Source organism: Rhizobium sp. N731, assembly GCF_001664145.1.
GTDB lineage: Bacteria > Pseudomonadota > Alphaproteobacteria > Rhizobiales > Rhizobiaceae > Rhizobium > Rhizobium esperanzae.
In genome coordinates, this window is record NZ_CP013601.1 from 1,958,743 (window position 1) to 1,972,303 (window position 13,561).

The following is a 13,561-nucleotide window of genomic DNA, read 5'->3' on the forward strand; positions in this document are numbered from 1 at the left end:
GTCCTGCTCTTGTGATCGGTGCGACTCCAGCGGCCAGTCCAATGCGACGGGGCCTGCAGTTGCGAAATAGGCCTCCAGACCATCACGCGCCGCAAGCCTGGAAAGCCTCACTATGGCCGATACCGATCTCGCGACTGTACAGAACGCCGCCCTGCCGGTTGTCGCCGCCGATCCGGCGGAAGTTGCCCGCATTTCCGATAGCATCGATATCACCGATCGAGCCGGCATTTCGGTCTACGGCGACCGCGCCCAGCAGGCTGTCAGCGATTATGCCGACAGGATCCTGCGCGAGGTCCGCAACAAGGATCTCGGCGAGGTCGGTCGCCTGCTGACCGACATCATCCTCAAGTCGAAGAGCCTCGATCCGGCATCGCTGAAAGACAAAGGCTTCCTCAGCCGCATGTTCCTCTCCGCAAAAGCGCGGCTCGAACGCTTTAAGCAGGAGTTCGAGGACGTCGCCGGCCAGATCGACCGGATCGGCCTGGAGCTCGACCGTCACAAGGACACGCTGAGGCGCGACATCGCGCTGCTCGACGACCTGCATGAGGAAACCAGGCAATCGATCACACGGCTCGATTCTTATGTTGAGGCCGGCAAAACCTTCGCCGAACGTTTCCGCAGCGTCGACCTGCCGAAGCTGAAGGCGCAAGCCGAAGCGGCGACGACCGGCCCGGGCGGCGGCATGCTGGAGGCGCAGACCTATCAGGACAGCTTGCAGGCGCTTGATCGGCTGGAAAAACGGGTCTTCTACCTGCAGCAGGCGCGTCAGCTCGGCATTCAGCAATTGCCGCAAATCCGCATCGTTCAGGCAGGCGACGAGACGCTGATCGAGAACCTGCAGGCGACGTCTGCGCTGACGGTGCCGGCATGGAAGCAGAAGATGGTGATTCTGCTTGGCCTGACGCGGCAGAAATCGGCGCTCGACCTGCAGAAGGCGGTAACGGACGCCACCAACGACATGATCCGCCAGGCATCAGAGATGATGAAGGGCCAGGCGATATCAATCGAGCAGCAGTCGCAGCGCGGCATCGTTGATATCGACACCCTCGCCAAGGCGAACAGGGATCTGATCGATACGATCTCAGGCGTGCTTCGGGTTCAGGAGGAGGGACGTCGGAAGCGGGCGCTCGCCGAGCAGCAGATGGAGCAGATGACGATCGAGCTCAAGAAGGCGATGACTGAGGCGTGATCGACAGGATGACGATGCGAGCGCTGCTCTCAGGTCTGGCACTTCTTGCCGCTCTGGCCCTTGCCGGCTGCAATCCCTTCGACCAAGGGCCGGAGTTCTCCATCGTATCAGGCTCGGAGAACACCGTCCTGCAGCCGATCGTCGAGGAATTCTGCAAGCAGAAGAACGCCACCTGCACCTTCAAATACGAAGGCACGCTCGATATCGGCCTGGCGCTGCAGAGCGACCAGGGCGTCGCACAGGATGCTGTCTGGCCGGCCTCCAGCGTCTGGGTCGACATGTTCGACACCAGGCGCCGCGTCAAGAACTTGACCTCGATCGCGCAGACGCCCGTGGTATTGGGGGTGCGCAGGTCGAAGGCCGAGGAACTCGGCTGGGTCGGCAGGGAGGTGTTCACGAAGGACATTCTGGCTGCCGTTCAGAGCGGATCGCTGAAATTCCTGATGACTTCGGCGACGCAATCCAATTCCGGCGCCAGCGCCTATCTCGCCATGCTGTCGAGCGCGCTCGGCAACAAGCCGGTGATCGAGCCCGGCGATCTCGATGACAAGAACGTCCAGGACAGCGTCAGGGCGCTGCTTTCAGGCGTCGTGCGCTCTTCCGGCTCATCGGGCTGGCTTGCCGATCTCTATGTCGATTCCGCCGGCAAGGGCACCGTCTACGACGCGATGTGGAATTACGAGGCGGTGCTGAAGGAAACCAACGACAAGCTGGCCGCCCTGTCGCGGGAGCCGCTTTACGCGATCTATCCGGCCGATGGTGTCGCCATGGCGGATTCGCCGATCGGTTTCGTCGATCATGGCCGCGGGCCCGAAGTCCAGAGCTTCTTCAACGATCTGCTTGCCTATTTGAGCTCAGGCCCCGTGCAGCAGCGCATCGCCGATACCGGCCGGCGCATCCCGCTGACCGGCGTTGCCGCCAAGCCGGAGCCGAAGTGGAATTTCGATCCCGCCCGGCTGGTGACGGCAATCCGCATGCCGGAGCCCGGCGTCATCCGCCAGGCGCTCACCCTTTACCAGGCGGCGCTGCGCAAACCGTCTCTGACGGCGCTCTGCCTCGATTTTTCCGGCTCGATGCAGGGTAATGGCGAGGACCAGTTGCAGAAGGCGATGCGTTTCCTGCTGACGCCAGATGAGGCGAGCAAGGTGCTGGTGCAATGGTCACCCGCCGACCAGATCATCGTCATTCCCTTCGACGGCAGCGTGCGCAACGCCTTCATGGCAAGCGGAAACCCGCTGGAGCAGGAAGGCTTGCTGAAGGAGATTTCGCTGCAAAGAGCGGGCGGCGGCACTGATATGTATGCCTGCGCCGAACGGGCTCTGCAGCAGATCGCCGGAACCGACAAGCTCTCGACTTATCTGCCTGCCGTCGTCATCATGACCGACGGCAAGTCAGACGATCGAAGCCAGGCCTTCATAAGCGAATGGAACGCGACCGAGCCGCACGTGCCGATCTTCGGCATCACATTCGGCGACGCCGACAAGACCCAGCTTGACAGCCTTGCCAAGCTGACCTCGGCGCGCGTGTTCGACGGCGGTTCCGATCTCGCCACCGCCTTCCGCACCGCGCGCGGCTATAATTAGGACGAGCATGCACAATTGGCTCGGCAATGACGGCAACTGGATCGTGGCGGGACTGGCCGCGGCGATCACCGTGCCGCTGTTGAGCCTTGCCGCCGGCATGCCCTTCTGGATCGCCGCCATCATCGCCCTTCTGGTCTTTGCCGGGCTCGTCATTCTGCTCGCGCCGCGCCGGCTGTTCGAAGGTGTCGATCTCAAGCGCATCGGCAGCGGGCGGGTCGCCTTTGCCCGCGACCTCCTGGAGGCGGCCGTTCCCTTTGCTGAGAGGCTGGAGACCGCCGCCGATGCGATCGTTGACAAGTCTGCGGCCGCCGCTGCCCGGCATCTTGCCGAAATCGCCGCCGATGTCTTTCGCAAGGTCGAGGCCAAGCCCGAAAGCGCCAACGCCGTTCGCCGGTTTCTCTCCTATTATCTGCCGCGTGCCGCCGAGGTGGCGGAAGGTTTTGCCGTGATCGAAGCCAAGCGTGTTCCCGATCCGAAGCAATTGGGGGAGGTGCGCGGCGTTCTGGTGAAGCTCGAGGAGGCGTTTATTCATTACGCCGACAGCTTGGTCGACGAGGAACTTGGCACGCTCGACACCGACCTGCGCCTCATCCAGGCATCGCTCAAAGAGGATATTGGACGCTGATGGCCCTTTCTCGTCGCGCCTTCGGAGTGGGGTTGCTTGGAGCCGGCATCGTCGGCACCGGCGGTTATTTCGCTGTCCGGGACCGGCCGGAATTGCAGGGCCTGCTTGGCGCCCGCACGACGTTCTTCGGCTTCGTCGGCGGCGAAAAGGAGGCCTTCGTCGCCGACCCCGACGTGATCAAAGCGCTTGGCGCATACGGGTTGACGATGGACAGCCGCGTCGCCGGCTCCGTCGAGATGGTGCGCGAACAGGCGCTGCTGTCGCAGCATCCGCAATTCCTCTGGCCGTCCTCCTCGATCATGGTCGATATCGCCAGACAGAACGGGATCGGTGTCCGCAACGACCGCGTCGTACTGAACACGCCGATCGTCGTCTATTCCTGGCAACCGGTGGTCGATGGGCTGACGAAGGCGGGATTGGTAACGGTCACGAAGGACGGCCACCATCAGCTCGATCTCAAGGCGCTGCTCGACGCGATCCTGTCCGGCGCCGACTGGTCGAAGCTGGGTGTCAACTCGCTCTATGGACGCGCCCGCATCGTCTCGACCGATCCCAACCGCTCCAATTCCGGCTTCATGTTTGCCGGCCTCGTGCTGAGCCTTTTTAGCGGCAATGTCGCGACAACGGCTGATCTTTCCGCATCAGGCGGCAAGGTCCAGGCGATCTTCCGCAATATGGGCTTCAAGTCGCCGTCATCAGGCAAGCTTTTCGAGCAGTATCTGGCAGGCGGCCTCGGCGGCGAACCGATGATCGTCGGCTACGAGAATCAGCTGGTCGAATGGATCCTCGCCGATCCAGAACGCTGGGACCGCATCAAGACGAGCGCAAGCGCGAAGCCGGTCGTGCTCTATCCGCGCCCGACCGTTTACTCCTCGCATCCGCTGATCGTCGTTGATGAAAATGCCAATCGGCTGATCGAGGCGCTGATCAGCCCGCGGTTGCAGGAACTCGCCTGGACGCGACACGGCTTCCGCGGTCCGCTGGGGACGGCGACCGGAAACGCCGACAGCGCAATCGCCAGCCTGCTGCCCGCCGAGATCGACGCCGTCCTGCCGATGCCCGACGCCGGCGTCATGCTGGCGCTGCTGCCGACGCTGGCAAGCTGAGCGGCGCGTTTTCAGGGCAGGGCAGTCGGCCGGAAGTTCGGCATGATCCTTGTTTTTAGGCCGAATGGAATGTTTTCCTTGCTTTTATGCCGAACCGAATGTATGGGCACCGGCATTCCACACGTAAGGCTTGGGATCGTCCGGGAGAAATCCGGGCTGTTCCGCCGGTGGCATTCTCGAAGAGGGTGCTGTTCGTCTTGCGGAGGTTCAACCGGAAAAGGAGTAACAAGGCATGGCATTGCCTGATTTTTCTATGCGTCAGCTTCTTGAAGCAGGCGTCCACTTCGGCCACCAGACCCATCGCTGGAACCCGAAGATGAAGCCGTATATCTTCGGCGATCGCAACAACATTCACATCATCGATCTGGCCCAGACGGTTCCGATGCTGTCGCGCGCTCTTCAGGTCGTCAGCGACACCGTCGCCCGCGGCGGCCGCGTTCTCTTCGTCGGTACCAAGCGCCAGGCGTCCGAAATCATCGCCGACAGCGCCAAGCGCTCGGCACAGTACTACGTCAACTCGCGTTGGCTCGGCGGCATGATGACGAACTGGAAGACGATCTCCAATTCGATCCAGCGCCTGCGCAAACTCGACGAGATCCTCAACGGCGAAGCCCAGGGCTTCACCAAGAAGGAACGCCTCAACCTCGAGCGCGAGCGTGAAAAGCTCGACAAGGCTCTCGGCGGTATTCGCGATATGGGCGGCACGCCCGACCTGATGTTCATCATCGACACCAACAAGGAAAAGATCGCGATCGACGAAGCCAAGCGCCTCGGCATCCCGGTCGTCGCCATCATCGATTCGAACTGCGATCCGGACCTGATCGACTATCCGATCCCGGGCAACGACGACGCATCGCGCGCCATCGCCCTGTACTGCGAGCTGATCTCCCGCGCTGCCATCGACGGCATTGCGCGCCAGCAGAGCTCTTCCGGCCGTGATCTCGGCGCATCTTCCGAAGTTCCGGTCGAGCCGGCTCTCGAGGAAGCAGCCGAAGGCTGATGAAGGCGGGCGGAGACAAAACTCCGTCGAAGCTTGCATAGACTGGGAAGGCCGCTCGCGACTCATCGAAGTTCGGCGGCCTTACCTGTTTCAAGGCGGAGGCGTCAGGCGCTCCGCCAGTAAAGTTTCGTTATGGCGCGTCTTCATCACGCTGTCATACATACAGGTACATTTCGTGCCTCAATCCGGTGTCGCGCCGCTTTGCGGTCCACCGTTTGAACCGACAAGAGGAAGATAATGAGCGAGATTACGGCTGCAATGGTGAAGGAACTGCGCGAAAAGACAGGCGCAGGCATGATGGACTGCAAGAAGGCTCTTGCTGAAACCAGCGGCGACATGGAAGCGGCGATCGACTGGCTGCGCGCCAAAGGCATCGCCAAGGCCGACAAGAAGTCGGGCCGCACCGCCGCTGAAGGCCTCGTGGGCGTTTCGAGCCAAGGCACGAAGGCCGTCGTCGTCGAAGTCAACTCCGAAACCGACTTCGTCGCCCGTAACGATGCCTTCCAGGATCTCGTCCGCGGCATCGCCAAGGTCGCCGTTTCCACTGACGGCACGGTCGACGCCGTGGCTGCCGCGACCTATCCGGCATCCGGCAAGTCCGTTTCCGACACGATCAAGGATGCGATCGCAACGATCGGCGAAAACATGAACCTGCGCCGTTCGATCGCTCTCTCCGTCGAGGACGGCGTCGTCGCCACCTATATCCACAATGCGGTTTCCGACGGCCTCGGCAAGCTCGGCGTTCTCGTCGCCCTGAAGTCGACCGGTGACAAGGAAGCCCTGAACGCAATCGGCCGCCAGGTCGCCATGCACATTGCAGCGACCGCGCCGCTGGCGATCCGCCCGGAAGAAGTCGATGCTGCCGTCGCCGAACGCGAACGCAACGTCTTCATCGAGCAGTCGCGCGCTTCGGGCAAGCCCGACAACATCATCGAAAAGATGGTCGAAGGCCGCATGCGCAAGTTCTTCGAGGAAGTCGCTCTTCTCTCGCAGTCTTTCGTCATCAATCCGGATCTCACCGTCGCAGCCGCTATCAAGGAAGCTGAAAAGGCCGTCGGCGCCCCGATCGAAGTTGCCGGCATGGCACGTCTCCTGCTCGGCGAAGGCGTCGAGAAGGAAGAGACCGATTTCGCAGCTGAAGTTGCGGCTGCCGTCAAGGGTTGATCTTTCAGCCATAATTGGGAAAACGCCAGGGCATCGCGTGACAACGCGGTGCCCTTCGTGTATCGGGCATTCACGGCAATTTACGAGGAGCCAAGATGTCTTTAGAGCCTGTCTATAAACGCGTTCTGCTCAAGGCTTCCGGCGAAGCGCTCATGGGTGGCCAGGGTTTCGGGATCGATGTCACGGTGGCGGATCGCATTGCATCCGATATCGCCGAGGCAAGGCATATGGGCGTGGAAGTCGGCGTCGTCGTCGGTGGCGGCAATATCTTCCGTGGTGTCGCAGTCGCATCCAAAGGTGGCGACCGGGTGACCGGCGACCATATGGGCATGCTCGGCACCATCATCAACGCGCTGGCGCTCGCAACCTCGCTGCGCAAGCTGAACATCGATACGGTGGTGCTTTCGGCCATCTCCATGCCGGAAATCTGCGAAAGTTTCTCGCAGCGAGCGACCCTTTATCATCTGTCGATGGGACGCGTGGTGATCTTTGCCGGCGGCACCGGCAATCCTTTCTTCACCACCGATTCCGCCGCCGCGCTGCGCGCCGCCGAAATGGGCGCGCAAGCGATCTTCAAGGGCACGCAGGTGGACGGCATCTACACCGCCGACCCGAAGAAATATCCCGATGCGACCCGCTTCGACCGCCTGACGCACCAAGAAGTGCTGGACAGGGGGCTTGCGGTGATGGACGTTGCCGCCGTGGCGCTTGCCAGGGAAAATTCCATTCCGATCATCGTCTTCTCGATCCACGAGAAGGGTGGTTTTGCTGAAATCTTGACGGGCGGTGGCCTCAAGACCATCGTCTCCGACAACTGATACAAGCCGCGCCGCGGTTTCGGCGCAGCCCTCGCTAGAACATGATTGAGCTTTAGGTCCGGTTGGCCTGAAATCTGAAACATGTTCTACATTAAAGAATTAGAGCCTGAGACGTTCCGAAAACCGCTGACTTTTCGGCATCGCTCTAAACGGGAGCATCAACATGAGTGAAGGTATCGATATCAAGGAACTGAAGCGCCGGATGGACGGCGCGGTCTCCGCATTCAAGAGCGACATCGCATCGCTGCGCACCGGCCGTGCTTCGGCCAACATCCTCGATCCGGTCACGATCGAGGCCTATGGTTCGCGCGTGCCCTTGAATCAGGTCGCCAACATCACCGTGCCCGAGCCGCGTATGCTGACGGTTTCCGTCTGGGACAAGTCGATGGTCAGCGCCGTCGAACGCGGCATCCGCGAATCCAATCTCGGCCTCAACCCGATCGTCGACGGCCAGAGCCTGCGCATTCCGCTGCCGGAATTGAACGAGGAGCGCCGCAAGTCGCTCGTCAAGGTGGCGCACGACTATGCCGAAAAGAGCAAGGTCGCGATTCGCCATGTCCGCCGTGACGGCATGGACGGCCTCAAGAAAGCCGAAAAGGACGGTGTAATCGGCCAGGACGAGAGCCGTGCGCAATCCGAACGCGTACAGAAGATGACGGACGAGACGATTTCCGAAATCGACCGCTTGCTTGGCGAGAAGGAAAAGGAAATCATGCAGGTCTAGTGGACCTGTGCCTTTGCCTGGAAAGACCGGACGGGAAATGTCGGAATCTGTATTTGTGACTGTGCCAGAGCATGTTGCCATCATCATGGACGGCAATGGCCGTTGGGCCAAGCAGCGCGGCTTGCCGCGCACGATGGGCCATCGCAAGGGCGTCGAGGCGGTCCGCGAGACAGTACGCGCTGCCGGCGCGGCCGGCATAAAATATCTCACCCTCTTCGCCTTCTCCTCGGAGAACTGGCGCCGGCCCGAAGCCGAGGTTTCCGATCTGCTCGGTCTGCTCAAGGCTTTCATTCGTCGCGACCTTGCCGAGCTTCATCGCCAGAATGTACGCATCAAGGTGATCGGCGACCGCCACAGCCTGCGCAGCGACATTCTCGGCCTGCTGCTTGAGGCGGAGGAGACCACCAGGAACAACACGGCGCTGACGCTGGTCATCGCCTTCAATTACGGCTCGCGTGATGAAATCTCGCGCGCCGTCGTGAGTCTCGCGAGGGATGTCGAGTCCGGCCGCCTGCGGGCACAGGACATCACCCCCGCGCTGATCAACGCCCGTCTCGACACGGCCGGCATCCCGGATCCGGATCTCATCATCCGCACCAGCGGCGAGGAACGGCTTTCCAACTTCCTGCTTTGGCAGGCCGCCTATTCGGAATTCATCTTCATCCCGGAATATTGGCCCGATTTCAGTCCGGAGATTTTCCGCTCCGCGCTGGAAAAATTCGCCTCCCGCGACCGGCGCTTCGGTGGCCTGTCATCGCAGGCAGCCGCGGTCGGCACCTGATGCAGAGGGAATTGAAGCTCCGCATCGTTTCAGGATTGATTCTCGCGGTCATCGTTCTTGTCGCCACCTGGTATGGCGGCCTTGCCTTTCGCACCTTGGCCGTGGTGATCGGTCTGCTGATCTACTATGAATGGTCTAAGATAACCGGCATTGCGCGGGATTGGGTGGCCAATGTGGTCGGTTGGATCGGCGAAGCGGCGATCGCCTTCCTCGTGCTTGTCGGCAATTTCGAATTCGCCGCCGGCATGCTGGCCGGCGTCACCGCCGTCGGCATAGCCCTGATCATCCTGCACGGCACGAGTCGCTGGCTGCCGGTCGGCCTCTTCTATGCCGGCGCCACAGGCCTGGCGCTCGCCGCGATCAGAGGCAACGACCAGCCCGGTCTTTACGCCATGCTTTTCGTCTTTGCCGTCGTCTGGGCGACCGATATCCTCGCCTATTTCGTCGGCAGGGCGCTCCGCGGACCGAAGCTTGCCCCGTCGATCTCGCCGGGAAAGACATGGTCTGGCGCTATCGGCGGCGCCGTTTTCGCGGTCGCAGCCGGCGTCCTTCTCGCCCATTTCCTCCTTCCGGGCACCGAAGTCGTCGCCGCCGGCGTGGCGCTCATCCTGTCGATCTGCAGCCAGTCGGGCGATCTTTTCGAATCCTTCATCAAGCGAAAATTCGGCGTCAAGGATTCGAGCCGTCTCATTCCGGGCCATGGCGGCGTCATGGACCGCGTCGACGGACTGATTTTCGCCTGTTTTGCTGCGTTCTTGCTTGCTGTATCATTTTCCCTGATAAAGGGAGCTGGCATGACGTCGCTCGGAGCGGCATTGTTTGGCCTCTGATGACGCGGTAGCCCGACGGAAGGAACCATGGACGTGATGACCGGCATATACGCATTTGTGATGGGGAATATCGTCACCTTCATCCTGGTGCTCTCGCTGCTCGTCTTCGTGCATGAGATGGGCCATTACCTTGTCGGGCGCTGGAGCGGAATCCGTATCCTTGCCTTTTCGGTCGGCTTTGGTCCCGAGCTATTCGGCTTCACCGACCGCCATGGAACACGCTGGAAGATCTCCGTAATCCCGCTTGGCGGTTACGTCCGCTTCTTTGGCGACGAGGATGCGTCGAGCAAACCGGACAGCGACAAGCTTGCCGCCATGTCCGAAGAGGAGAGGGCGCGCTCCTTTGCCGGTGCCAAGCTGTGGAAACGTGCCGCGACCGTCGCAGCAGGTCCGATCGCCAATTTTCTGCTGGCGATCGCCATCTTTACTGTTCTCTTCACCGTCTATGGCCGCATGATCGCCGACCCGGTCGTTGCCGAGGTCAAGCCGGAGAGCTCGGCGGCCGCCGCCGGCATCCTTCCCGGCGACCTCCTGGTTGCCATCGATGGCGGCAAGGTCGAGACGTTTGAAGATGTGCGCCGCTATGTCGGCATGCGCCCCGGCCAAAGGATTGTCGTTACAGTCGAGCGCGGCGGCCAGAAGCTTGATGTGCCGATGGTGCCGCAGCGCGTCGACCAGACCGATCAGTTCGGCAACAAGATGGAAGTCGGTCAGATCGGCATCGCTACCGACAAGAACTCCGGCAATTTCCGGCTGCAGACCTACACTCCGCTCCAGGCGCTGCGTGAGGGCGTGATCGCCAGCGGGCAAATCGTCACGGACACCTTCAAATATATCGGCAACATCTTCAGCGGATCGATGCGGGCCGATCAGCTGGGCGGACCGATCCGTGTGGCGCAGGCTACCGGCCAGATGGCGAAGCTTGGCCTGGGGGCAGTGTTGCAGCTTGCTGCGGTGCTGTCGGTTTCGATAGGATTGCTTAACCTGATGCCGGTTCCGGTACTTGATGGCGGCCACCTGATGTTCTATGCGGTGGAAGCGGTCAGAGGAAAACCGCTGGGTGCCAAGGCACAGGAAATTGCATTTCGTATAGGCCTGGCAATGATATTGACATTGATGGTTTTCACGACCTGGAACGACATCAGCCTGAGCTGAAGGTAAACGCGTAAGGCAAGGGAATTACTATTTATTTACGATGTTTCAAGGCTGTAGTGGCGAATGGGTCACGCTTGGAAATGAAGTAAACAGAAATTAACGCCCTCCCTTGCTTGTATGTCAAAAGCGGGTAAAACGACACACGTGACCGGAATCGGGTTCTCCCGGGGACGGGGACGAGGGAAAAAAGGTAATAGGTGAAATGAAGGCTGGTTCAAAGTTTTTGAACGCAGTATCGGCGATTGCGCTGTCTGCTAGTGTTGTTGCTTCGGGCGCAGGTGCTTTGACGTTCGTTTCCGCTACGGCCGCCGAGGCCGCGGTCATCCAGCGCATTGATGTGCGTGGCGCAAGCCGCGTCGGCGCGGAAGCCGTCCGGTCGAACCTCACCATCACGCCCGGCAAGAGTTTCTCGAACACTGATATCGATAACTCGGTCAAACAGCTTTACGGCACGGGCTACTTCTCCGATGTGAAGATTTCGGTTTCCGGCGGCACGCTCGTCGTCAACGTCCAGGAGGCTCAGCTCGTCAATCAGGTGGTCTTCAACGGCAACCGCAAGATCAAGGACGACAAGCTCGCGACGATCGTCCAGACGCATGCTGCCGGTCCTTACAGCGACACGCAGATCCAGTCCGACATCCAGGCGATCAAGGATGCCTATGCCGCCACCGGCCGCAGCGAAGTCGAGGTGACGACGCAGGTGGTGCCGCTCGGCGAAGGCCGCGTCAATCTCGCCTTTGTCATCAACGAGGGCGATCGCACCAAGATCGATTCGATCAATTTCGTCGGCAACAACGCCTATAGCGCCGGCCGCCTTGCTGCCGTAATTCAGACAAAGCGTTCGAACTTCCTTTCGTTCCTGACCCGCAAGGACGTCTACAACGAAGACAAGCTCCACGCAGACGAAGAAGCGCTGCGCCAGTTCTATTACAATCGCGGCTATGCCGACATGCGCATCGTCTCTTCCGATGCCAGCTTTGACGAGGCGACCAACAAATACACGCTCACCTTCAATATCGAGGAGGGCCAGCGCTACAATTTCGGACCGGTGACCGTGCAGTCCACCGTCGAGGGCGTCGGCTCGGATCAGCTGCTGCCGCTGGTGCGCACGAAAGAAGGCCACCTCTACAGCGCCAAGGAAGTTCAGAAGTCGATCGAAGCGATTTCCGATCAGGTGGCCTCCGCCGGTTATCCCTTTGCGCGCGTCACGCCGCGCGGTAACCGCGACCTCAACAACAACACGATCGGCGTCGAATATCTCGTCGACCAGGGCGAGCGCGCCTATGTTGAGCGCATCGAGATCCGCGGCAACAGCCGTACGCGCGATTACGTCATCCGCCGCGAATTCGACATGAGCGAAGGCGACGCCTTCAATCAGCAGATGATCACCAAGGCCAAGCGCCGCCTGGAAGCGCTCGGTTACTTCTCTTCCGTCAATATCTCCACGCAGCCGGGCAGCTCCCCGGACCGCGTCGTGGTGGTGGTCGACGTGCAGGATCAGTCGACCGGTTCGTTCGGTGTCGGCGCGGGTTATGCCGCTGGCGGCGACGGTCTGCTGCTCGAAGCATCGATCGAAGAAAAGAACTTCCTTGGTCGCGGTCAGTACATCCGCATCTCGGCCGGCGGCGGCCAGGAAGGATCGCGCGCCTACGGCGTCAGCTTCACCGAACCCTATTTCCTCGGCTACCGCCTGGCGGCGGGCTTCGACGTCAACCACAGCGAGACGTCGAGCAACGACAATTACGACTATGAGGAAACCAGCGTCGTTCTGCGCGTCACGGCGCCGATCACCGAAGATCTGGCGACGACTTTCCGCTATAACTACAAGCAGATGAAGTACGACGCTGACAACAGCGATCTTTCCGATCTGTCCGCTCCGTATCAGCACCTGGTTGAGGACAGCCCGTGGACACGTTCTTCCGTCTCGCAGACGCTGACCTACAACACGCTCGATGACACGGTTCTGCCGCGCGAAGGCATCTATGCGACGGCGACGCAGGAAATTGCCGGCCTCGGGGGCGACTCGCAGTTCTACAAGATCTACGGCAAGGCCCGCTACTACCACCTGCTCGCCGACGATGCCGATATCATCGGTTCGGTTTCGGCTTCGGCAGGTTATGTCGTCGGGTTCGGTGAGCACCTGAATGTCTTCGACCAGTTCACGCTGACCAATGGCGACATTCGCGGCTTCGAGAACAAGGGTATCGGCCCGCGCGTCAGGGGTGACAACGACGATCCGCTGGGCGGTACAACATACTTCACCGCATCGGCCGAAGCGACTTTCCCGATGCCGGGCTTCCCGCGCGACTTCAACCTGCGCGGCGCGGTCTTCGCCGACGCCGGCACGTTGTTCGGCAATGACGTTGACCTGAGGGGCGACGGCATTGAGGGCGAAGACGCCTCGCTGCGCGCTTCCGTCGGTGTCGGTGTCGTTTGGCAGTCTCCTTTCGGTTCATTGCGTCTGGATTACGCAATCCCGGTCCTCAAGGAAGACTTCGACAAGACGCAAAACTTCAAGTTTGGCATCAACAACCAATTCTGATATCGGCAGTCCGGAACTGTAAGACTCAATTCCGTTCTGGAGCG

General features: G+C 60.8%; 12 protein-coding genes. All 12 read left to right on the forward strand.

Annotated features, from left to right (window positions below; translation table 11 throughout):
- Positions 1-112: 112 nt before the first annotated feature.
- Positions 113-1,189, forward strand: coding sequence for a toxic anion resistance protein (locus AMK02_RS09735; protein ID WP_064802266.1), 1,077 nt, complete (start codon positions 113-115; stop codon positions 1,187-1,189).
- A 14-nt stretch (positions 1,190-1,203) separates the two neighbouring features.
- Positions 1,204-2,772: a substrate-binding domain-containing protein gene (locus tag AMK02_RS09740; RefSeq protein WP_064806105.1), complete on the forward strand. Its 1,569-nt coding sequence runs from the start codon at positions 1,204-1,206 to the stop codon at positions 2,770-2,772.
- Positions 2,773-2,779: 7 nt separating this feature from the next.
- Entirely contained in the window at positions 2,780-3,397 is a 618-nt protein-coding gene (locus tag AMK02_RS09745; protein WP_064802268.1) for a 5-bromo-4-chloroindolyl phosphate hydrolysis family protein, read from the forward strand.
- Entirely contained in the window at positions 3,397-4,503 is a 1,107-nt protein-coding gene (locus tag AMK02_RS09750; RefSeq protein ID WP_064802270.1) for a substrate-binding domain-containing protein, read from the forward strand. The genes AMK02_RS09745 and AMK02_RS09750 overlap by 1 nt, the downstream gene beginning before the upstream one ends.
- 232 nt (positions 4,504-4,735) lie before the next feature.
- Positions 4,736-5,503, forward strand: coding sequence for a 30S ribosomal protein S2 (gene rpsB, locus AMK02_RS09755; protein WP_003573382.1), 768 nt, complete (start codon positions 4,736-4,738; stop codon positions 5,501-5,503).
- 237 nt (positions 5,504-5,740) lie between these two features.
- A complete protein-coding gene (gene tsf, locus AMK02_RS09760; RefSeq protein WP_064802271.1) occupies positions 5,741-6,667 on the forward strand; it encodes a translation elongation factor Ts in 927 nt (308 codons plus the stop codon).
- Positions 6,668-6,762: 95 nt separating this feature from the next.
- Positions 6,763-7,485, forward strand: a complete 723-nt coding sequence (pyrH, locus tag AMK02_RS09765) for a UMP kinase (protein ID WP_064802273.1) — start codon at positions 6,763-6,765, stop codon at positions 7,483-7,485.
- Positions 7,486-7,648: 163 nt separating this feature from the next.
- Positions 7,649-8,209: a ribosome recycling factor gene (gene frr / locus AMK02_RS09770; protein WP_004678618.1), complete on the forward strand. Its 561-nt coding sequence runs from the start codon at positions 7,649-7,651 to the stop codon at positions 8,207-8,209.
- 37 nt (positions 8,210-8,246) lie between these two features.
- Positions 8,247-8,990, forward strand: a complete 744-nt coding sequence (locus AMK02_RS09775; RefSeq protein WP_064802274.1) for an isoprenyl transferase — start codon at positions 8,247-8,249, stop codon at positions 8,988-8,990.
- Positions 8,990-9,820: a phosphatidate cytidylyltransferase gene (locus AMK02_RS09780; protein WP_064802276.1), complete on the forward strand. Its 831-nt coding sequence runs from the start codon at positions 8,990-8,992 to the stop codon at positions 9,818-9,820. Before AMK02_RS09775 ends, AMK02_RS09780 begins: the two co-directional genes overlap by 1 nt.
- A 27-nt stretch (positions 9,821-9,847) precedes the next feature.
- Positions 9,848-10,975 (forward strand): RIP metalloprotease RseP, encoded by a 1,128-nt coding sequence (rseP, locus tag AMK02_RS09785; protein ID WP_064802281.1) that lies wholly within the window; start codon positions 9,848-9,850, stop codon positions 10,973-10,975.
- A 202-nt stretch (positions 10,976-11,177) separates the two neighbouring features.
- Positions 11,178-13,517 (forward strand): outer membrane protein assembly factor BamA, encoded by a 2,340-nt coding sequence (bamA, locus tag AMK02_RS09790; protein ID WP_064802283.1) that lies wholly within the window; start codon positions 11,178-11,180, stop codon positions 13,515-13,517.
- The last annotated feature ends 44 nt before the right edge of the window (positions 13,518-13,561 follow it).

What these genes read in the sequence shown, in the direction of transcription:
- AMK02_RS09750 (WP_064802270.1), top strand. Translation starts at nt 3,397, where the DNA reads ATGGCCCTTTCTCGTCGCGCCTTCGGAGTGGGGTTGCTTGGAGCCGGC.
- AMK02_RS09740 (WP_064806105.1), top strand. Translation starts at nt 1,204, where the DNA reads ATGCGAGCGCTGCTCTCAGGTCTGGCACTTCTTGCCGCTCTGGCCCTT.
- AMK02_RS09745 (WP_064802268.1), top strand. Translation starts at nt 2,780, where the DNA reads ATGCACAATTGGCTCGGCAATGACGGCAACTGGATCGTGGCGGGACTG.
- AMK02_RS09780 (WP_064802276.1), top strand. Translation starts at nt 8,990, where the DNA reads ATGCAGAGGGAATTGAAGCTCCGCATCGTTTCAGGATTGATTCTCGCG.
- AMK02_RS09735 (WP_064802266.1), top strand. Translation starts at nt 113, where the DNA reads ATGGCCGATACCGATCTCGCGACTGTACAGAACGCCGCCCTGCCGGTT.
- AMK02_RS09775 (WP_064802274.1), top strand. Translation starts at nt 8,247, where the DNA reads ATGTCGGAATCTGTATTTGTGACTGTGCCAGAGCATGTTGCCATCATC.
- rseP (WP_064802281.1), top strand. Translation starts at nt 9,848, where the DNA reads ATGGACGTGATGACCGGCATATACGCATTTGTGATGGGGAATATCGTC.
- rpsB (WP_003573382.1), top strand. Translation starts at nt 4,736, where the DNA reads ATGGCATTGCCTGATTTTTCTATGCGTCAGCTTCTTGAAGCAGGCGTC.
- pyrH (WP_064802273.1), top strand. Translation starts at nt 6,763, where the DNA reads ATGTCTTTAGAGCCTGTCTATAAACGCGTTCTGCTCAAGGCTTCCGGC.
- frr (WP_004678618.1), top strand. Translation starts at nt 7,649, where the DNA reads ATGAGTGAAGGTATCGATATCAAGGAACTGAAGCGCCGGATGGACGGC.
- bamA (WP_064802283.1), top strand. Translation starts at nt 11,178, where the DNA reads ATGAAGGCTGGTTCAAAGTTTTTGAACGCAGTATCGGCGATTGCGCTG.
- tsf (WP_064802271.1), top strand. Translation starts at nt 5,741, where the DNA reads ATGAGCGAGATTACGGCTGCAATGGTGAAGGAACTGCGCGAAAAGACA.